The organism is Streptomyces sp. NPDC001868, from assembly GCF_040297125.1.
GTDB lineage: Bacteria > Actinomycetota > Actinomycetes > Streptomycetales > Streptomycetaceae > Streptomyces.
The window spans coordinates 212,477-232,164 of record NZ_JBEOYO010000002.1; the positions used below are offsets into that span (position 1 = coordinate 212,477).

Genomic DNA, 19,688 nt, shown 5'->3' on the forward strand with positions numbered 1-19,688 from the left:
GACGGGGAGGGTGTTGTGCGGGGACGACAGGGGTCGGACGGGGCCGGGGTCGCCGAGCCCGGCCGGGCAGGAGGGGCGACGGCCGCCGCGTACGGCGTCGCCTGCCTGGTGCATCTAACGACGGCGGGACTGCTGATCAGCGGTCTGCTGCTGATCGTTCTCGGGCTCACGACGGTCGTGCAGCCACTGATCGGGCTGGTGCTCCTCGCGCTCGCCGCTCAGCTGCGCCCCCGGTTCGCGGGGCTCGCGTCCGACCTGCCCACGCTGCGACGGGGGGAGGCACCGGCTCTCTTCACCCTGCTGGACGCGATCGCGGACGAGGCCGGCGTGCGACGCGTTGACGCGGTCCGGATCGGCGCGGACTTCGACGTACGGGTCTCCACATTCGGCATCCGCCGCCGACGGCTGCTGGAGCTCGGCTTCCCCCTCTGGCTGACGTCCGCGCCGCAGCAGCGGGTCGCCGCCGTCGCGCATGCGCTGGAGCTGGCGGCGCGTGATGTCCGCCGCGGCGCGCTGGTCGGTCTGGCGCTCAGCTCACTGAACGGCGGGTCGGAACTGGCGGAGCACCGCCCCGATCCGGCGAACGGCGCCCTGACGGCGCCGGCCACCTCCCGCCACGCCGACGAGATGGCCGCGGCGGCGCACCGCTTCAGGACCCGCGGACGGATCGTGAATCTCGTGCTGTGGATCCCGCAACTGGTGACGAAGGGCGCGGCCCGTCTGCTGCTTCGGCTCACGCTGCCGGGGGCGCGGCGCGCGGAGTTCCAGGCGGATGCCGTGGCCGCCCGGATCGCCTCCACCCCGGCGGCCCTGTCTCTCCTGAGCGACCGGCGGCTGGCCCGCACCGTCGGCGCCGAGGTCCGTCGACTCGCGATCGCGACCCGCACGTTCGGGCGAGCCGCTGCCGTGCGAAGCGCCGAGCAGGATTTCTGGCCCAGGGTCGCCACGCACGTGGCAGCGCTGCCGGACCGGGCAGGGAACAGGCCCGACGACGTCGGCCGCGGTGTCGCGACGGTGACCGACTCCGGCTCTTCCGACCACCCGGCCGGAGATCGCGGCCTTCCGTCCGACGGCCCCCGTATCGCGCGGCTGTCCCTCGGAGCCGTACACCCCGCGACGATCACACTCGACGCGACCGTGGCGGATGCCATCGAGGACGAGCTCCGCGAGCCGCGACAACTGCTGGCCCGCAAGGTCATCCAGGACGGTGGCCTCGCCGGAGCCGGCTGAGAAATCCCTGCTCGGAGCCTCCGCCAGCGGCCTGGGGTCTGGGCCCCCGGCAGGGGCCCGGTGTCCCGGGGAAGCTATGCGGGACGGTGGCGCTGATGGGGCACCGTCGGCAGCCGGAACCACACCGCCTTGCCCGAGTCCGTGGGGCGGTGGCCGCAGGCGGAGCTGAGGGCGCGGATGAGGAGGAGGCCGCGGCCGTGCTCCTGCCAGGGGTCGGGGTCGAGCCGCCCCGGGGTGGTGAGGTCGCCCGGGGGCGCCGGGTCCGGGTCGTGGACCTCCACCTTGCAGCCGGTCGGCACCAGCTCCACGACCAGCTCTATGGGCCCGTCCCCGGCCGCGTGCTCGATCGCGTTCGCGACCAGTTCCGCCGTGAGCAGCTCCGCCGTGTCGCAGTCCGCCCCGTGCTCCAGCTCGGTCAGCGCCGTACGCACCAGCGCGCGGGCCACGGGCACGGCCGCGGCGGTGTGCGGCAGCGCGATGCGCCAGGAGGCGGGGGCGGCGGGTTCTTGCAAGGCGGCGGATCCGTTCATGGAGCAGGTCATGGGTCGTCCTGCTTTCAACGTTACGAATGGTACGGCGCGGACCGGCAAAGCCGCGCGGCGGGCGCCGTGGGGGGACCGTCGGCCCCGTTGCCGGCGGTCTACCCACCCCAACGCTCCGCCGCGCCCGGCCGAGCCCGTCGTTACCGGCCTGTCGAACGTCCGTGACCGAGTCACGGGGGCCGCCGCCATCAAACGCACTATCGTGCACTCGTGACGACAGTCAGATAACAGTGATAACTTCGAAGGGCAGGGAACAGAGGCAGGGAAACAGAGGCAGGGAGACAGAGGCGCGGAAGCAGCCGCAGCGCCGCTGGTAGCCCCGAGGAGGCCGCCCGTCATGAGTCCCTTCACCGGCTCCGCCGCCCGCACCTCGGACTGGCGCCATCTGCGGTGCGAGATCGCGGACGGTGTCGCCACCGTCACCCTCGCCCGCCCCGAGAAGCTCAACGCCCTCACCTTCGGCGCCTACGCCGACCTGCGCGACCTGCTCGCCGAGCTCTCCCGGGAGCGGTCCGTACGGGCGCTGGTGCTGGCCGGCGAAGGCCGGGGTTTCTGCTCCGGCGGCGACGTCGACGAGATCATCGGCGCCACCCTCGCCATGGACACCGCCCAGCTGCTCGACTTCAACCGGATGACCGGGCAGGTCGTCCGGGCCGTACGCGAGTGCCCCTTCCCGGTGATCGCCGCCGTGCACGGAGTGGCCGCGGGCGCCGGCGCGGTCCTCGCCCTGGCCGCCGACTTCCGCGTGGCGGACCCCACCGCCCGCTTCGCCTTCCTCTTCACCCGCGTGGGCCTCTCCGGCGGCGACATGGGCGCCGCCTACCTCCTGCCCCGCGTCGTCGGCCTCGGCCACGCCACCCGCCTCCTCATGCTCGGCGAACCCGTCCGCGCCCCCGAGGCCGAACGCATCGGCCTCATCAGCCAACTCACCGACGAGGGCGCCGCCGACGAAGCCGCCCGAACCCTGGCCCACCGCCTGGCAGAGGGCCCCGCCCTGGCCTACGCCCAGACGAAGGCCCTCCTGACGGCCGAACTGGACATGCCCCTGTCGGCAGCCGTGGAACTGGACGCCACGACCCAGGCCCTCCTCATGAACGGCGAGGACTACGCGGAGTTCCACGCGGCGTTCACGGAGAAACGCCCCCCGAAGTGGCAGGGCCGCTGATGCCGAAGCCACCTGTACCGACCTCACCTGCATCGACCTCACCTGTCATGCCAAGTCCAGGGGCAGCGGAGTCAGGGGCGCGGGGCTGCGTTGAATTCGCGGCTACCGCCGCGTGGGCGCGACCAGCCACAACAGACCCGCAGCCGCCCACGAACCCGATCCACCCCACCCGAATCGCGATCATCGGCGGCGGCCCAGGCGGCCTCTACGCCGCCGCCCTGCTGAAGCGCCTGAACCCCTCCCGCGAGATAACCGTCTGGGAACGCAACCCCCCCGACGACACCTTCGGCTTCGGCGTAGTCCTCTCCGACGAAACCCTGGGCGGCATAGAACACGCCGACCCGGTCGTCTACGAGGCCCTGCAAGCCCACTTCACCCGCTGGGACGACATCGACATCGTCCACCGCAACACCCGCCACACCTCCGGAGGCCACGGCTTCGCCGCCCTCGGCCGCCGCCGGCTCCTCCAGATCCTCCACACCCGCTGCCGCGCCCTCGGCGTAGAACTCCGCTTCGGCACGGAAGCCCCGTACCCCGCCTGGCTCTGCGAGACGTACGACCTGGTCATCGCCGCGGACGGCGTGCACAGCGCGACGCGCGAGGCGTACGCGGAGGTGTTCCGGCCCACCGTCGAACCGCACCGCTGCCGTTACATCTGGCTCGCCGCAGACTTCGCCTTCGACGCGTTCCGCTTCGAGATCGCCGAGACCGAACACGGTGTGATGCAACTGCACGGCTACCCCTACGCGCCGGACGCCTCCACGGTCATCGTGGAGATGCGCGAGGAGGTGTGGCGGGCCGCCGGGCTGGACCGGGCGGACGAGCGGGAGTCGGTCGAGCGCTGCGCGAAACTCTTCGCGGACGCGCTCGGCGGACGGCCCCTGCGCTCCAACGACTCCACCTGGACGACCTTCCGCACGGTCGTCAACGAGCGCTGGTCGCACGGCAATCTGGTGCTGCTCGGCGACGCCGCGCACACCGCGCACTTCTCCATCGGTTCCGGTACGAAACTGGCCGTCGAGGACGCCCTGGCACTCGCCGCCTCGCTGGAGGAACAGCCGGACCTGGCAACGGCGTTGACGGCGTACGAGGAGGAGCGGCGCCCGGTCGTGGCCTCGACCCAGAGGGCGGCCCGGGCCAGTCTGGAGTGGTTCGAGAACATCGGGCTCCATCTCGCCCAGCCCCCGCGGCAGTTCGCCTTCAACCTCCTCACCCGCAGCCGCCGCGTCACCCACGACAACCTCCGCCTCCGCGACGCGCACTTCACCGAGGCGGTGGAGCGGGAGTTCGGCTGCCCACCGGGAACGCCCCCGATGTTCACCCCGTTCCGGCTGCGCGGGCTGACCCTGCGCAACCGTGTCGTCGTGTCCCCGATGGACATGTACTCGGCGACGGACGGTGTCCCCGGCGACTTCCACCTCGTCCATCTGGGCGCCCGTGCCCTCGGCGGCGCCGGGCTCGTGATGACCGAGATGGTGTGCGTGAGCCCCGAGGGGCGGATCACCCCGGGCTGTGCGGGACTCTGGAACTCCCGGCAGGCCGACGCCTGGCGCCGCACGGTGAGGTTCGTGCACGAGCGGGCGCCGGGTACGGCCATCGGCGTCCAGCTGGGCCACTCCGGCCGCAAGGGCTCGACCAAACTGATGTGGGAAGGCATCGACGACCCACTGGACGCAGACAACTGGCCCGTGGCGGCGGCCTCCCCGATCCCGTACAAGCCCGGCAGCCAGACTCCGCGCGAGCTGTCCCGTGCCCAACTCACCGATATCCGCGAGCAGTTCACCTCGGCCGCCTGCCGTGCCGCCCGCAGCGGCTTCGACCTCCTCGAACTCCACTGCGCCCACGGCTACTTGCTCTCCGGCTTCCTCTCCCCGCTGACGAACCGCCGGACCGACCGCTACGGCGGCTCCCTCGACCACCGGCTCCGCTTCCCCCTCGAAGTCTTCGACGCGGTACGGGCGGTGTGGCCGGAGGAGCGGCCCATGACCGTCCGTATCTCGGCGACGGACTGGGCCGACGGGGGGACGACCGCCGAGGACGCCGTCGAGATCGCCCGCGCCTTCGTCGCGCACGGGGCCGACGCGATCGATGTCTCGACGGGACAGGTCGTCGCCGACGAACACCCGGAGTACGGGCGCTCGTACCAGACCCCTTTCGCGGACCGCATCCGGCACGAGGCGGGCGTACCGACCATCGCCGTCGGTGCCATCTCCTCCTGGGACGACGTCAACTCCCTGATCCTGGCGGGCCGTACGGACCTCTGCGCCCTGGGCCGCCCCCACCTCTACGACCCCCACTGGACCCTCCACGCAGCGGCCGAACAGGACTACTCCGGCCCAGGCGTCACCTGGCCCACCCCCTACCGCCCCGGCAACCGCCGCCCCAACACAGGCCGCACAGACGCCCCGAAGCCCAGGTTGACCTTGTCCTAGCTGCGGGCACCCGTGCCGCCCCTAGCGGCACGCATGCCCACAGCCAGGCGGACGCGGGGGCGCTGGGGCGGCGTCGCTACGTCAGGGTCACCATCCCCGCCGTCAGCGTGGCCCCGTCCGCCGGGTCGAGCAGGATGAACGCCCCGGTTCGCCGCACCACCGCATAGTCGTCCAGGGCCAGCGGCTCCGCCGTACGCAGTACGACCCGCCCCAGATCGTTCGTGGTCAGCTCGGGGTGGCCGCCGAGCTCCTTGACGATGGCCTTGACGGTTCGGGTGGTGTGCCGCAGGAGCACACGGTCGCCCACCCGGAGGGGCCGTTCCGCGAGATGGCAGACGGCCGCCCGGACGTCCCGCGTCCGCGTCGGCGCGTCCGCCTCGCCCGTCGTGAGCATGTCCCCTCGGGAGATGTCCCGCTGGTCCGCCAGCCGCATGCTGATCGACTGCGGCGCGTACGCGACCTCCGCCGCCTCGCCGAGCACGTCGATCCCCGTGATCTCGGAGGTCTCACCGGACGGATGGACGGTCACCCGGTCACCCACCCGCAGCGCTCCCGACACCAACTGCCCGGCGTAGTAACGGACTTCGTCGTGCCGGATCACATACTGCACGGGGAAGCGCGCCGGAGCGTCCACCGCCTCCACCCCCACCGGCACGGTCTCCAGGAACTCCAGGAGCGCCGGACCGTCGTACCAGTCCATCCGCCCGGACCGCTCGACGACGTTGTCACCGGCCAGCGCCGAGACCGGGATCGGCGTACAGGCAGGCAGCCCCAGCTCGTCGACGTGCCGTGCGAAGTCCTCGACGATCCGCCGGAACTCCTTCTCCCCGTACCCGACGAGGTCCATCTTGTTGACGGCCAGCACCACATGCGGCACCCGCAGCAGCGCCGCCACGGCGGCATGCCGCAGCGTCTGCTCGACGACACCGTTGCGCGCGTCGACGAGGATGATCGCCAGCTCGGCGGTGGAGGCACCCGTCACCATGTTGCGGGTGTACTGCACATGCCCGGGGGTGTCGGCGAGGATGAACCGCCGCCGGGCCGTGGCGAAGTAGCGGTACGCCACGTCGATGGTGATGCCCTGCTCCCGCTCGGCCCGCAGCCCGTCGGTGAGCAGCGCGAGATCCGGGGCGTCCTGCCCACGGCCGGCGGAGAACCGCTCCACCGCCTCCATCTGGTCCGTCAGCACCGACTTGGAGTCGTGCAGCAGCCGCCCGACGAGCGTGGACTTGCCGTCGTCGACCGACCCGGCCGTCGCGAAGCGCAGGGTGTCGATGGTCAGCGTGTTCATGCTTAGAAATACCCCTCGCGCTTACGGTCCTCCATCGCCGCCTCGGACATCTTGTCGTCGGCACGGGTCGCACCCCGCTCGGTGAGCCGGGAGGCCGCGATCTCGGTGATCACGGCGTCCAGCGTGGTCGCGTCCGAGTCCACCGCACCCGTACACGACATGTCACCGACCGTCCGGTACCGCACCTGCCGCTTCTCGACCGTCTCGCCGTCCTTGGGGCCGCCCCACTCACCGGCGGTCAGCCACATCCCGCCCCGCCGGAACACCTCGCGGTGATGGGCGAAGTAGATCTCCGGCAGCTCGATGCCCTCCCGGGCGATGTACTGCCACACATCCAGCTCGGTCCAGTTGGACAGCGGGAAGACACGCACATGCTCACCGGGCGCGTGCCGGCCGTTGTACAGGTTCCACAACTCCGGCCGCTGCCGCCGCGGATCCCACTGCGAGAACTCGTCCCGCAGCGAGAACACCCGCTCCTTGGCGCGCGCCTTCTCCTCGTCGCGTCGCCCGCCACCGAAGACGGCGTCGAAGCGCTCGGCCTGGATCTTCTCCGTCAACGGCACGGTCTGCAACGGATTCCGCGTCCCGTCCGGACGCTCCCGCAGCACCCCCCGGTCGATGTACTCCTGCACCGAGGCCACATGCAGCCGCAGCCCGTGCGCGGCCACCGTACGGTCGCGGTACTCCAGCACCTCCGGGAAGTTGTGCCCGGTGTCCACGTGCAGCAGTGTGAAGGGGATCGCCGCCGGGGCGAACGCCTTCAGCGCCAGATGCAGCATGACGATGGAGTCCTTGCCGCCGGAGAACAGGATCACCGGCCGCTCGAACTCACCCGCCACCTCGCGGAAGATGTGGACGGCCTCGGACTCCAGCGCGTCCAGGTGGGACAGGACGGGGACGGTCATACGAGGCCCCGCTCCGCGAGCAGCGCGTACACGGACGCGGCCGATTCGTCGGGCGTCTGGTCCAGCGTCGGGAGGACGAGCGCGGGGTCGGCCGGCGGTTCGTACGGGTCGTCGACCCCGGTCAGACCCTTGAGCTGGCCGGCGGCCTGGCGGGCGTACAGGCCCTTCACGTCGCGCTCGCTGCACACCTCGACGGGGGTGGCGACATGCACCTCGAAGTAGGGGGTGCCGCTCACGTCGTGGCGCTTGCGGACGGCCTCGCGGCTGTCGGCGTACGGCGCGATGACGGGGACGACGGCCAGCACGCCGTTGCGGGCGAGGACCTCTGCGACCAGGCCGATGCGCTGCACGTTGGTGTTGCGGTCCTCGCGGGAGAAGCCGAGGCCGGCGGAGAGGAAGCGGCGGATCTCGTCACCGTCGAGCACCTCCACCCGGTGCCCCTCGGACCGCAGCCGGCCGGCGAGGACGCGGGCGATCGTGGTCTTGCCCGCGCTCGGCAGTCCGGTGAGCCAGACCGTGGCTCCCTGGGCCTTGGACGCCCTGGACGAGGTGGTCATGCGTGGGTTCCTTTCGCGGCGCCGGCGGCGATGCCGTGCCGTTGCTCGTGGAGGGAGGTGAACAGGGACTCCCAGCGGTGATGGACGGAGTCCGGGCCGTAGGACGCGGCCGTGAGGACCGCGGCCACGCCCATGTCGGCGCGCAGCACCTCGTCGGCCATCAGTTTCGCCATGGCGTCGGCGAGCGCGTCGGGGTCCTCGGGGGCGACGAGCAGCCCGTCCACGCCGTGCGTCAGCACGTCGGCGGGGCCGGTCGGGCAGTCGAAGCTCACCACGGGCAGGGCGTGGCTCATCGCCTCGATCATCACCATCGGCAGTCCCTCGAAGCGTGAACTGAGCACGTAGAAGGAGGCCTTGGCGAGTTCGTCGTCCAAGCGGTCGGTGTGTCCCATGAGGAACACGTGATTGTAGAGATGGTGTTCTTCGATGAGATGACGGAGTTCCGACTTCTTCTCGCCGCTGCCGTAAATTCTCAGCTGCCAGTCGGGGTACGTCTCGACGAGCTTCGCCCAGGCCGGGATCAGCAGGTCGAAGCCCTTCTGCGGGAAGAGCCGGCCGGCCGCCACCGCGATCTTCGACGAGGGGGTGGCGGGGATCTGGTCGAGGGAGTGCACGGCGTTCGGGATGCGGACGACCTGGGTGCCGGGCAGCAGTTCGGCGTACTCGGCGCGGTCGCGCTCGGTGAGTACGGCGACCGTGGCGAAGTGCGGGTAGGTCTCCCGGATGCGCTGCTGCACGTCCCGTTTGTGGGTGCCGAGGTTCATGTGCTCCTGGGCGATCCGGACCACGCCGCTCGTGGCGTGCTCGGCGGCCAGGAAGTTCAGCGCGGGGCGGGTGGTGACCAGGACGCCGTCCGTCAGCGACCGCAGATAGGCGATGAGCCGGTCCTCGACGTACCGGTTGAAGTAGCGGTAGCCGAACTCGCCCTTCGGGATGTGCCGGGCGGGTGCCTCCAGCAGTTCGCCGCGCTTGCGGTCGCGCCAGCGGGCGACCAGGCCGGACGGCGGGGTGTACGCGCCCTCACGCATGTCCACGACCGTGGAGACCTTCACCCGGGGGTCGAGCGGGAACTGGATGTCGTCGCGGCGGCGCAGCGCGCTGACGATCTCCACGGTCCAGCCCGCCGCCACCAGGGAGTTGGCCTGGTTCATCACCGTGCGGATGGTGCCGCCCCTGCCGTAGGCGTGCAGCAGGAGATAGCGGATGTGAGGGCGCTGGGGGAGCGGGCGGCGGTCGGTCATGCGGAGCCTCCCGTGCGGCACTCCAGAGACAGGTTGTCCTTGATCGTGTAGTAGGGGCGCACCCGGAGGTCCCCGGTGCGCTGTTCCGGATACACGAAGATCCTCTTCTTGCCGCGTACGTCGTCGAGGTGTCTCCCGGCGCGCAGTTCGACCTCGCCGTCGGTGAGGTGGATGTCCCACTCCTCGACGGGCGCGGGGTCGGCGGCGGCGAGGTCGCCGACGGACAGCGCGCTCTCGAAGCGGTCGCCCTTGACGTCGGCGTCGTAGCGCAGTGTGTGGCCGGCCCGCGCGCGGCGGGTGAGGACCAGCTGCCAGGTGCCGGCGGCCGGGACCCCGTGGATGCGTCCGACGAGTCTGATGCGGCCGTCGCGGGGCCAGACCTCGGCCATCTCGGCGTGCGGCCTCACTTGCCGTAGCCCCACGCCTCGCACATCGGCCGGAGGAGATCGGGGATGTCGTCCTCGGTGGGCAGCGCCCGCCCGGCCTGCACCCGACCGGTCTTGATCTTGTCCCGCCAGTCGCCGAGGCCCTTCACGACCTGGGCGTCGTCCTTCCTGCCGTAGTCGAGCATGGCCGGCTCGAAGTCGAGGCCGAGGAAGTCGCACAGGCCCCGCATCTCCTTCTCGGGATCGGCGGTGATGTCCTCGTAGCGGACGGTGTGCCCGCCCGTGATCCCCTCGCGGGCCCTCTCGACGGCCTTCATGTAGCGCAGCGCGTCGGCGGCGGCCTCGTCGTAGGTGCGCTTGTCGGGGTCGCCCTCGTGCCACGACTGGGCGATGGAGACCGGGTGGCGCAGCAGGAAGACGAAGCGGGCGTCGGGCCAGCAGTCCCGGATGCGCTCGTACACGAAGGCGTTGCTCGGGGTCTTCTCGACGACGAAGTCCTTGCCGGACCTCACCAGCTCCCGGTGCATGACCCGGTCCCACAGCAGATGCTCCAGATCACCGCGCTCCAGGTCGAGGGCGCTCATCGCCTTCTGCGACAGCTTGCTGCCGTAGCCGACCTCCAGCCGGCGTATGTGCAGCTCGTGCGGGGAGTGCAGCCGGGAGTGCGCGTTCATCAGCATCCGCAGCAGGGTGGAGCCCGAGCGCACCGGAGACATGATGAAGACCGGCTGCCTGAGCAACCGGTCCGTGGCGAGGTCCTCGGGACCCGGACATCGGTACACCGCCGTGGGCTTCTTCGCGGCCTGCTTCGGCGCCGTGGCCTTGGGGGCGGCGGGCGCCGCCGCGGGGGCCCTGCGTACTTGCAGACCGGTGGTGGCGGTGAGTGCACGGTTCAGGTTGCGCATGAGGCTCATGCGTCAGGATGGTAAGTAAGGATTCTGAGAAGATTGAAGGAGAACCCTGAGCGTTCCCTTAGTGAACGAAATTGTTACAAGCCTTTACGATCCGGTGCCCGCGAACGCCGCCCCCGCGTCCCGCAGCCGTGTGTGCAGCGCCCGGAACACGGCCGCCGACCGCACCCCCGGCCAGTCCGCCGGCAGGAGCGCGCCGGGCAGTCCGGGGTCGGCGTACGGCAGATGGCGCCAGGAGTCCAGGGCCAGCAGATAGTCCCGGTACGCCTCCTCCGGCGGGGTGTCCGCCCGGTGCTCCCAGCCGTGCAGCACGGGCGCGTGCCGGTCGAGGAACGCCTCGTGCTGCTTGGCGATCCCGGCCAGGTCCCACCACCGGGCCACCGCCTCGGCGGTCGCCGCGAACCCCAGGTGCTCGCCCCGGAAGAGGTCCACGTACGGGTCGAGTCGCAGCCGGGTCAGGGTGTGCCGGGTCTCCTCGTACAGCCGGGCGGGGGCGATCCACACGCCCGGCGCGGCCGTGCCGAAGCCCAGTCCGGCGAGCCGGGAACGCAGGACGTGCCGCTTCTGCCGCTCCGACTCCGGCACCGAGAACACGGCCAGCACCCAGCCCTCGTGCTGCTCGGGCGCCGTCGCGTAGATCCGCCGGTCGCCGTCGTCGAGGAGCTGCCGGGCGTCCTCCGACAGCTCGTACCCGGCCGCCCCCGCCGCCGTACGGGCCGGCAGCAGCAGGCCGCGCCGTTTGAGCCGGGACACCGAGGAGCGGACGGAGGGCGCGTCGACACCGACCGCGGCGAGCAGCCGGATCAGCTCGGAGACGGGTACGGGCCCCGGCACCGAACGGCCGTACGCGCCGTAGAAGGTGACGATGAGCGAACGTGGTGCGTGCTGTTCGGACACGTTGATCATTTTAGGTCTTCGGTATCACTGCTGGTCACCTTGGGTGCGCAGTCGGAACCGCTGGAGTTTGCCGGTCGCCGTGCGCGGGAGCGCGTCCAGGAACACGATCTCGCGCGGACACTTGTACGGCGCCAGCTGCTCCTTGAGGAACGCGCGCAGGCGTTCACCGTCCCGGTCGGCGCCCGCCGCGACGACCACATGGGCGACGACGGCCTGGCCGCGCGCCTCGTCCGGCCGCCCCACCACCGCCGTCTCCACCACGTCCGGATGGCGCATCAGGGCCTCCTCGACCTCGGGCCCCGCGATGTTGTAACCAGCCGAGATGATCATGTCGTCGGCGCGCGCGACATAGCGGAAGTACCCGTCCGGCTCGCGCACATACGTGTCTCCCGTGATGTTCCAGCCGTCCCGTACGTACTCCCGCTGCCGTTCGTCCGACAGATAGCGGCACCCCACCGGACCGCGCACGGCGAGCAGCCCCTGCTCCCCGTCGGGCACCGGCTTCCCGTCCGCGTCCTGCACCCGCGCCTGCCAACCCGGTACGGGCACCCCCGTCGTCCCGGGCCGTATGCCGTCGTCGGCCGCCGAGATGAAGATGTGCAGCAGTTCGGTCGCGCCGATGCCGTTGATGATCCGCAGCCCGGTCCGCTGGTGCCAGGCCCGCCAGGTGGCCTCGGGCAGGTTCTCGCCCGCCGACACACACCGCCGCAGCGACGAGACGTCGTACGGCGCCGACCCGTCCGACCCGTCCGAGCCGTTCAGCTCGGCCAGCATCGCCCGGTAGGCCGTCGGCGCGGTGAACAGCACCGACACCCCGTGCTCTGCGACCGCAGGCAGCAACTGCTTCGGCCCGGCCTGTTCGAGCAGCAGGGCGCTGGCACCGGCCCGCATCGGGAAGACGACGAGACCGCCGAGGCCGAACGTGAAACCGAGCGGGGGAGACCCGGCGAACACATCGTCAGCCCGGGGCCGCAGCACATGCTTGGAGAAGGTGTCCGCGATCGCCAGGACGTCCCGGTGGAAGTGCAGACACCCCTTGGGCCGCCCGGTCGTACCGGACGTGAACGCGATCAGCGCCACGTCGTCGGCCGCCGTGTCCACCGCCTCGTACGGCTCCCGCGCCCCGTTCGCCGTCGACGGGCCGAGCAGGAGCAGGTCGTCGGGCCCGGCCCCACCGAAGGCGGTGATCCGCAGCCCCGGGACGTCCGCCTTCGTGAGGTCGTCCACATACCGGGCGTCGCACAGCGCGTGCGAGACCCGCGCCAGCTCGCAGATCGTCGCCAGCTCCCGGGGCCGCTGCTGCGCGAGCACCGTCACCGCGACCGCCCCCGCCTTGAGCACCGCCAGCCAGCACGCGGCCAGCCAGGGCGTGGTGGGCCCCCGCAGCAGCACCCGGTTGCCGGGGACCACGCCGAGGACGGACGTGAGCGTGTGGGCGACCCGGTCGACCCGGGCCCGCAGTTCGCCGTACGTCCAGACGTCCCCGTCGGGCGTACGGAAGACGGGCCGGTCGGGATCGCCGCCGGCGAGCAGCTCGGCGGCGGCGTTGAGTCGGTCCGGATAGCGCAGTTCGGGCAGGTCGAACGAGAGCTCGGGCCACTGGTCCGGCGGCGGGAGACGGTCACGGGCGAAGGTGTCGAGATGAGCGGTGACCCTGGAACTCATGACGTTCGCCCCCTGCTGTCGTCCCCGCCGAACCGGGCTCGCATGCCGTGGGTGGCCTCGCACAGCGAGCGTATCGCCTTGGTGACGGCAGTCAACAGTTCGCGATAACCTCGGCAGTGGCCCCAAGGGGGAGAAGGGATCGGCAATGACCGCATTCTCGCTCGAACCGGCACAACTCGCCCGGCGTGCCGACCTGCGCGCCCTGGCCGCCGAACGCCTGCGCCCCCTCGCCGACAAGGGCGAACCGGGCCACGTCAACCGCCCCCTCGTCGCCGAACTGGGCCGACTGGGTCTGCTCGCCCGGCTCTTCACCTCGGGCGCCCTCGACCTCTGTCTGATGCGCGAGGCACTGGCGTACGTCTGCACGGAGGCCGAGACGGCACTGGCCCTCCAGGGGCTGGGCGCCCACCCGGTGCACGCCCACGGCACCGAGGCCCAGCGCGCCCGCTGGCTCCCCCGGGTGAGCGACGGCGAGGCGGTCGCGGCCTTCGCGCTCAGCGAGCCGGGCGCGGGCTCGGACGCGGCGGCCCTCTCCCTGCGCGCGGAACCCGACGGCCCCGGCCGCTGGCGCCTGACCGGCGAGAAGTGCTGGATCTCCAACGCCCCCGAGGCCGACCTCTACACCGTCTTCGCCCGCACCACCCAGGACGCGGGCGCCCGTGGTGTGACCGCCTTCCTCGTCCCGGCCGACCGCCCCGGCCTCACCGGCACCCCGCTCGACATGCTCTCCCCGCACCCCATCGGCGCCCTCGACTTCGACGCCGTCCCCGTCACCACCGACGACGTCCTCGGCGCACCCGACCGGGGCTTCCGCGTCGCCATGGCCACCCTCAACCTCTTCCGCCCGAGCGTCGGCGCCTTCGCGGTCGGCATGGCCGAGGCCGCGCTCGACGCCACCCTCGCGCACACCGCCGAACGGGACGCGTTCGGCGGCAAGTTGAGCGACCTCCAGACGGTGGCCCACCAGGTCGCCGAGATGGCGCTGCGCACGGAGGCGGCCAGGCTGATGGTCTACGCGGCGGCCTCGGCGTACGACTCGGGCGACCCGGACGTGCCCCGGCGGGCCGCGATGGCGAAGCTGTTGGCCACGGAGACCGCGCAGTACGTCGTCGACGCGGCCGTACAACTGCACGGGGCCCGGGCGCTCAGGCGCGGCCATCTGCTCGAACACCTCTACCGGGAGGTGCGGGCGCCGCGTATCTACGAGGGGGCTAGCGAGGTGCAACGGGCCGTCATCGCCAAGGAGTTGTACCGGCCGACCGCGTCGCAGGAGAGGTCCTCATGAGCGCCGAGCGGGTGAACCCGGCCGAGCTGGCACCGCCCACCGGCTTCTCGCACGCCGTGGTCGCCACCGGCACCCGGGTCGTGTTCCTGGCGGGCCAGACCGCGCTCGACACGGACGGCAAGGTCGTGGGGGAGACGCTGGAGGAGCAGTTCGAGCGGGCGCTCGGCAATCTGCTGACGGCGCTGGAGGCCGCCGGCGGCACACCGGCCGACCTCGCCCGGGTCACGGTCTACGCGACGGATGTCGCCGACTACCGTGTCCGCGCTCCCCGACTCGGCGGTATCTGGCGGAGGTTGGCGGGCCGCGACTATCCCGCGATGGCGGTGATCGGCGTCGTACGGCTCTGGGACGAACGGGCCCTGGTGGAGCTGGACGGCTTCGCGGTCCTGCCGTAGCCCCGGGAGAGGGTCAGGCGGCGACGGCGAGACGGCTCGGCGCGACGATGCTGCCGTCGGGCAGGATCTCACCGGTGTCGTCGAAGACGATCGCCCCGCTGCACAGCAGGTTCCAGCCCTGCTCGGGGTGGAAGGCGACGACGTGCGCGGTGTCGCGGTCGGAGCTGTCGGCCGAGGGGCACAGGGGCTGGTGTGAACACATGGCGCGCCTCCACGTCATCGTGAGTTCCGGCGGCGAGTCACCGCCTCGCACTACAGACCATGCCCGCGCCCGGAACTCATCGCCACACCGTTTCGTGAGACGTGACAGCACCCGGACGTGCTGTGACAGGACGCGGACATAACCCCGTACGCGCGGGTCGCACCCGGTAGTGAGGACGGCGGAACCGACGCGCCGACGGAGGAGTGATGATCACCTGATCGGAAGGGCGCGCCCGGTACCTCTGGAGCCCCCCGTTCAAGGAGGTAATCGGATGTTGCGCTCCCGCGTTCCCCAGGTGTTCGGCGCGGCCCTCGGCGCCGCGCTGCTCATGCTCGCCGCCGCCCCGTCGGCCGGTGCCACGGCCGAGCCGTTCGAGACGGTGACGGTCGACCCCACCGGGTACGTCGCCGCGGACGGCTCCCTCACCCTGTCCGGCACCTACCGCTGTCTCGGCGGCAACGGCCCGGTGTTCGTGTCGTCCTCGCTCCAGCAGGGCGACAGCAGGGTCCGCAAGGGTGTCGGCGGCTCGACGGCGGTCTGCGACGGCGCCGTCCACACCTGGACCAACACGGGCCGGGCCGAGCCGGGCCGCTTCCTGCCGGGTCCGGCCCGGGTGGAGGCCACCGTCACCGAACTGTCGGGCAGCGGGCTGCCGCTGCCCAAGTTCCACGCGGTGCGGCAGCAGGACATCACCCTCGTCGCGGGCTGAGCCGACGGCCGGGCGCGACCCGGCCCGGCGACCGCGACGCGAAGGCGGCCCCGGTGGTGGGTGGTCCCACCGGAGCCGCCTTCCGCCGTGCCGGGCCCGCTACTTGAGCAGGTGCACGCGCTGGGTCGTCAGGTCGTAGCGGGCGCCGACGATCGCGACCTCGCCCGCCTTCAGCTTCGCGGCGAGGTCGGAGTCGGCCACGAGCTTGGAGCGGACCAGCCGGACGTTCGCGTCGATGGTCGCCGCGACCCGGGCGTCGCCGGTCACGCTGTGGTCGATGGCCGGAGCGATCTCGTCGGCGATGTACTGGATGCCGCTCGGCAGCTCCTCACCGCTCTCGTCCACCGCGACGGCGGCCTTCACGGCACCGCAGGACTGGTGACCGAGCACCACGACCAGCGGGATGTCCAGTTCGAGGACGCCGTACTTCACGCTGCCCAGCACCGACTGGTCGAGGACCTCGCCCGCGCTGCGCACGGTCATCAGATCGCCGATGCCCTGGTCGAAGACCAGCTCCGGGGGGACGCGGGAGTCGATGCAGCCGAGGATCAGGGCGAAGGGCTGCTGACCGGTCGTCGCGGCCTTGCGGGTCGCGGCGCCCTCGTCGGGGTGCCGCTGGTGGAGGGTCCGCCAGCGGCGGTTGCCCTGCGACAGCTCCTTCAGCGCCTCGTCAGCCGTGCTCGGCCGGGTGCGCGCGGGGGCGGAGGGCGTGGGGGTGTGGGAGGAACGGGAGACGGGCTCGGCGTCGGCCGGGAAGGCGCCGATGGCGAGGCCGCCGCCGACCACCGCCGTGCCGGCCAGCGCGGCGCGCAGGAGTGAGCGTCGGCCGCGGGGCCTGGCGTGGGATATCGGGGCGTCGGCGCCGGCGGCGGTCGCCTCGGCGTCCTCGCCTCTGTGGGGTGCTGCGTCAGAGTTCACGGGCAGGAACGTACGTCCGGGCTAAACGCTCAAACGTTCAAGTTGCGGAATCATGGACGAGAGTTGATCAATCATGGCCGTTCCTTGAATCGTTCTTGGCCACTTCAGGAGAGGTTTTTGGACACCTGGTCTCTTGTTGTTCGCCTTAGGGGATGGGAGCGCTCTCAGCCCCCGTGTCCAGCCATGTCGTCAGCGCCCACCACCAGTGCAGGGTCGTCAGAGTCCCCGACGGGCCGTCGAGGGAACCGTCGGTGAGCGAGGTGCCGGTGAGCCGGTGTAGCCGGCCGAGGCGGTAGCGGACGGTGTTGGGGTGGGTGAACAACACCGTCGCGGTCCGGTCCAGACGACGCCCGCTGTCGAGGAACGCCAGCGCGGTGAGCGCGAGTTGGCGGTGGAAGCCGTCGGCCGGGTCGAGCCCGCCGAGGAACCGGGCGCTCAGCGCCGCGCCCAGCACGGCGTGGTCCGCCATCGCGATCTCCCCGGCCAGATCCGTCAGTTGACGCACCCCGCGCAGCCCCCGCCGACCCCCGATCTCCAACCCCCGTACGCACAGCCGGTACAGCGGCCGGAGCAGCTCCGGCGTGGCGGCCGGTGACGCGACGACGAGCGCCACGCCGCCCCCGCCCAGCTCCGCCGGCTCGTCGTTCCCCGGCAGCCGCGGACACAGGCCCACCGGACGGTCGTCGACGACGCCGAAGACCCCGGGCAGCGCGGAGAGCCGGGCGGTGAGCGCGCGGGCGTGCGCCGGATCACCGGGGTCCGCCACCACACAGTGGTACCGGCCCTCCGCCCGCAGGCCCTCCCGCGCCAGCTCCGCACGGGACGGTACGGGCGTGTCGTCGCCCTCGGCCAGCCGCCGCAGCAGCCGCGCCCGGGCCTCGCCGGCGCCGCGCGGGGCCCCGACTCGGCGGCGCGGTAGCCGTTGACGACATGCCGCTCCAGGGCGTCGCCGTACTCCTTCAGTCGCAGGACGACGGTGAGCAGCGCGGCGTCGGACACCCCGGCCGAGCGGCTGCGCTCGACGGTGATCTCCACGACCCGGGTGAGCGCCGCCTGGACGCCGCGCAGCACGGCGGTCATCGGGATGCCCCGGGCCGCGCGGTCGGCGCCGAGCAGCAGCGCGGCGGCGAAGTCGTGTTCCTCGACCCGGCCGAGTGTGGTGAGCCAGGCCTCGGCGGCACCGATCAGGGCGTTGACGTGGGAGAGGGTCTCCGCCTCGCCGAGCCGGGCCAGTTCGGGGGAGCGGCCGCGTGCCGCGCGGACCAGCTCCTCGCACCCGTCCGCGTCGGCGGCCATGGCCCGCAGGACTCCGGTGACCGGTTCACGCTCGTGGACGACCGTCATGGGCGCTTCTTCCCTCCCGTGCCCACCCGCGGCGTTACGTCCCCGGCGCTGTCGCCGATGCCCCGGTCGAAGCCGGACGGGGTCAGCCGCCGCCGGGTCCTGACGACGACCGGTGGCGTGCTCGCCGGAGCCGCCCTCGCCGCACAGGCGGTCCCGGCCTTCGCCGCCGGGGCGTCGTACGACGCGGACGCCATCGTCGTCGGCCACGGTCTCGCCGGACTCGTCCTCACCGCCGAACTCGCGGCGGCCGGCCGCAAGGTGCTGCTGCTCGACCAGGAACCGGAGGCGAGCCTCGGCGGCCAGGCCTTCTGGTCCTTCGGTGGACTGTTCCTCGTGAACTCCGACGAACAGCGGCTGATGGGCATCAAGGACTCGAAGGCGCTGGCCTGGCAGGACTGGCTCGGCACCGCCGGCTTCGACCGGGGCATCGGCGACCCCGCCGGCCAGGACCACTGGGCCTACAAGTGGGCCGAGGCGTATGTGGACTTCGCCTCCGGCGAGAAGCGGTCCTGGCTCGTCGGTCTCGGCATGCAGTGGTTCCCGATCGTCGGCTGGGCCGAGCGAGGCGGCGGCCTCGCGGACGGGCACGGCAACTCGGTGCCCCGCTTCCACGTCACCTGGGGCACCGACCCCGCCGTGGTCGAGCCCTTCGCGAAGAAGGTACGGGCGGCCGTCTCGGCCGGGAACGTCACCTTCAAGTTCCGCCACCGCGTCGACGGCCTGGTGAAGACCGACGGCGCCGTCACCGGCGTACGCGGCGCGGTCCTGGAGCCCAGCAACGTCTCTGATGTGGCACTACACCGAGGGCCTGCGCAACTACGACCCGATCTGGCCCGGCCACGGCATCCGCATCCTGCCCGGCCCGTCCTCCATGTGGTTCTCCGCCACGGGCAAGCGCTTCAACTCCCCCGACATCCCGGGCTACGACACGCTCCACACCCTCAAGACGATCACCGACACCGGGTACGACTACTCCTGGTTCGTGACCACGCAGAAGATCCTCGCCAAGGAGTTCGCGCTCTCCGGCTCCGAGCAGAACCCGGACCTCACCGAGAAGAACATCTGGATGCTCCTCTCGCGCATCTGGCAGACCCCGGAGCCGATCGAGAAGTTCAAGAAGAACGGCGTGGACTTCGTCGTCGCCTCGTCCCTGTCCGAGATGGTCCGGGGCATGAACAAGCTGACGGGGGAGAACCTGATCGACCTCGCCGACCTGACGCGGCAGATCGAGGCCCGCGACCGCGAGATCGACAACGAGTACACCAAGGACGTCCAGGTCATGGGCATCCGCAACGCCCTCAGGTACCCCGGCGACACACTCAGCCGGACGGCCTCCGCCCACAAGATCATGGACAGGGGCGCCCACCCGCTGATCGCCGTACGCCTCGACATCCTCACCCGCAAGACCCTCGGCGGCCTCCAGACCGACCTCTCCGGCCGCGTCCTGGGCGCCTCCGGCGAACCGGTCCCCGGCCTCTACGAGGCCGGCGAGGTCGCCGGCTTCGGCGGCGGCGGAGTCCACGGCTACCGCTCCCTGGAGGGCACCTTCCTCGGCGGCTGCCTCTTCTCGGGCCGCCAGTCGGGCAGGGCGGCGGCGGAGGCCACGGCCTGAC

Annotated in this window: 19 protein-coding genes and 1 pseudogene; 7 read left to right on the plus strand and 13 right to left on the minus strand. The window is 71.8% G+C overall.

Features of this window, described 5'->3' with window-relative positions:
* The first annotated feature begins 15 nt into the window (after window positions 1-15).
* The gene (locus ABT147_RS03395; RefSeq protein WP_351402276.1) at window positions 16-1,230 is read left to right on the plus strand and encodes a M48 family metallopeptidase; all 1,215 of its coding nucleotides are present in this window, start codon (window positions 16-18) and stop codon (window positions 1,228-1,230) included.
* A gap of 74 nt (window positions 1,231-1,304) precedes the next feature.
* On the opposite strand, the gene ABT147_RS03400 is transcribed toward ABT147_RS03395, so the two are convergent.
* Entirely contained in the window at window positions 1,305-1,760 is a 456-nt protein-coding gene (locus ABT147_RS03400) for an ATP-binding protein (RefSeq protein WP_351402277.1), read from the minus strand.
* A gap of 349 nt (window positions 1,761-2,109) precedes the next feature.
* Between ABT147_RS03400 and ABT147_RS03405 the strand changes: the two genes are divergently transcribed.
* Both ABT147_RS03405 and ABT147_RS03410 read left to right on the plus strand, forming a co-directional pair.
* Window positions 2,110-2,937, plus strand: coding sequence for an enoyl-CoA hydratase family protein (locus ABT147_RS03405; RefSeq protein WP_351402279.1), 828 nt, complete (start codon window positions 2,110-2,112; stop codon window positions 2,935-2,937).
* 47 nt (window positions 2,938-2,984) lie between these two features.
* A complete protein-coding gene (locus ABT147_RS03410; RefSeq protein ID WP_351402282.1) occupies window positions 2,985-5,369 on the plus strand; it encodes a bifunctional salicylyl-CoA 5-hydroxylase/oxidoreductase in 2,385 nt (794 codons plus the stop codon).
* Window positions 5,370-5,445: 76 nt separating this feature from the next.
* On the opposite strand, the gene ABT147_RS03415 is transcribed toward ABT147_RS03410, so the two are convergent.
* The 8 genes from ABT147_RS03415 to ABT147_RS03450 form a co-directional block, all read right to left on the minus strand.
* A complete protein-coding gene (locus tag ABT147_RS03415) occupies window positions 5,446-6,660 on the minus strand; it encodes a sulfate adenylyltransferase subunit 1 (protein WP_351402284.1) in 1,215 nt (404 codons plus the stop codon).
* A gap of 2 nt (window positions 6,661-6,662) precedes the next feature.
* Window positions 6,663-7,565: a sulfate adenylyltransferase subunit CysD gene (gene cysD, locus ABT147_RS03420; protein WP_351402286.1), complete on the minus strand. Its 903-nt coding sequence runs from the start codon at window positions 7,563-7,565 to the stop codon at window positions 6,663-6,665.
* A complete protein-coding gene (gene cysC, locus ABT147_RS03425) occupies window positions 7,562-8,122 on the minus strand; it encodes an adenylyl-sulfate kinase (protein WP_351402288.1) in 561 nt (186 codons plus the stop codon). Before cysC ends, cysD begins: the two co-directional genes overlap by 4 nt.
* Entirely contained in the window at window positions 8,119-9,363 is a 1,245-nt protein-coding gene (locus ABT147_RS03430; RefSeq protein WP_351402291.1) for a glycosyltransferase family 4 protein, read from the minus strand. The genes cysC and ABT147_RS03430 overlap by 4 nt, the downstream gene beginning before the upstream one ends.
* Window positions 9,360-9,770, minus strand: a complete 411-nt coding sequence (locus tag ABT147_RS03435; RefSeq protein ID WP_351402293.1) for a hypothetical protein — start codon at window positions 9,768-9,770, stop codon at window positions 9,360-9,362. The genes ABT147_RS03430 and ABT147_RS03435 overlap by 4 nt, the downstream gene beginning before the upstream one ends.
* The gene (locus tag ABT147_RS03440) at window positions 9,767-10,663 is read right to left on the minus strand and encodes a sulfotransferase family protein (RefSeq protein ID WP_351402295.1); all 897 of its coding nucleotides are present in this window, start codon (window positions 10,661-10,663) and stop codon (window positions 9,767-9,769) included. Before ABT147_RS03440 ends, ABT147_RS03435 begins: the two co-directional genes overlap by 4 nt.
* An 84-nt stretch (window positions 10,664-10,747) precedes the next feature.
* Window positions 10,748-11,566 (minus strand): PaaX family transcriptional regulator, encoded by an 819-nt coding sequence (locus tag ABT147_RS03445; protein WP_351402298.1) that lies wholly within the window; start codon window positions 11,564-11,566, stop codon window positions 10,748-10,750.
* Window positions 11,567-11,581: 15 nt separating this feature from the next.
* On the minus strand, window positions 11,582-13,222 hold the full coding sequence (locus ABT147_RS03450; RefSeq protein WP_351402299.1) for an AMP-binding protein: 1,641 nt from the start codon (window positions 13,220-13,222) through the stop codon (window positions 11,582-11,584).
* 145 nt (window positions 13,223-13,367) lie between these two features.
* On the opposite strand from ABT147_RS03450, the gene ABT147_RS03455 reads away from it, so the two are divergent.
* Window positions 13,368-14,507 (plus strand): acyl-CoA dehydrogenase family protein, encoded by a 1,140-nt coding sequence (locus ABT147_RS03455; RefSeq protein ID WP_351402301.1) that lies wholly within the window; start codon window positions 13,368-13,370, stop codon window positions 14,505-14,507.
* Window positions 14,504-14,902, plus strand: a complete 399-nt coding sequence (locus ABT147_RS03460; RefSeq protein WP_351402303.1) for a RidA family protein — start codon at window positions 14,504-14,506, stop codon at window positions 14,900-14,902. The genes ABT147_RS03455 and ABT147_RS03460 overlap by 4 nt, the downstream gene beginning before the upstream one ends.
* A 13-nt stretch (window positions 14,903-14,915) precedes the next feature.
* On the opposite strand, the gene ABT147_RS03465 is transcribed toward ABT147_RS03460, so the two are convergent.
* Window positions 14,916-15,104, minus strand: coding sequence for a DUF5999 family protein (locus ABT147_RS03465; RefSeq protein ID WP_351402305.1), 189 nt, complete (start codon window positions 15,102-15,104; stop codon window positions 14,916-14,918).
* Window positions 15,105-15,375: 271 nt separating this feature from the next.
* On the opposite strand from ABT147_RS03465, the gene ABT147_RS03470 reads away from it, so the two are divergent.
* Complete coding sequence (locus ABT147_RS03470; RefSeq protein ID WP_351402307.1) at window positions 15,376-15,813, plus strand: DUF6299 family protein; 438 nt, start codon at window positions 15,376-15,378, stop codon at window positions 15,811-15,813.
* Between the two features lie 99 nt (window positions 15,814-15,912).
* Here the strand turns inward: ABT147_RS03470 and ABT147_RS03475 are convergent, their stop codons facing one another.
* The 3 genes from ABT147_RS03475 to ABT147_RS03485 form a co-directional block, all read right to left on the minus strand.
* The gene (locus tag ABT147_RS03475) at window positions 15,913-16,731 is read right to left on the minus strand and encodes a carbonic anhydrase (protein ID WP_351402310.1); all 819 of its coding nucleotides are present in this window, start codon (window positions 16,729-16,731) and stop codon (window positions 15,913-15,915) included.
* 145 nt (window positions 16,732-16,876) lie between these two features.
* Window positions 16,877-17,236 (minus strand): helix-turn-helix domain-containing protein, encoded by a 360-nt coding sequence (locus tag ABT147_RS03480; RefSeq protein WP_351402312.1) that lies wholly within the window; start codon window positions 17,234-17,236, stop codon window positions 16,877-16,879.
* Complete coding sequence (locus ABT147_RS03485) at window positions 17,224-18,075, minus strand: RsbRD N-terminal domain-containing protein (RefSeq protein ID WP_351402314.1); 852 nt, start codon at window positions 18,073-18,075, stop codon at window positions 17,224-17,226. Before ABT147_RS03485 ends, ABT147_RS03480 begins: the two co-directional genes overlap by 13 nt.
* 57 nt (window positions 18,076-18,132) lie before the next feature.
* Here ABT147_RS03485 and ABT147_RS03490 point away from each other — a divergent pair.
* Window positions 18,133-19,687, plus strand: a pseudogene (locus ABT147_RS03490) (FAD-binding protein).
* The last annotated feature ends 1 nt before the right edge of the window (window position 19,688 follow it).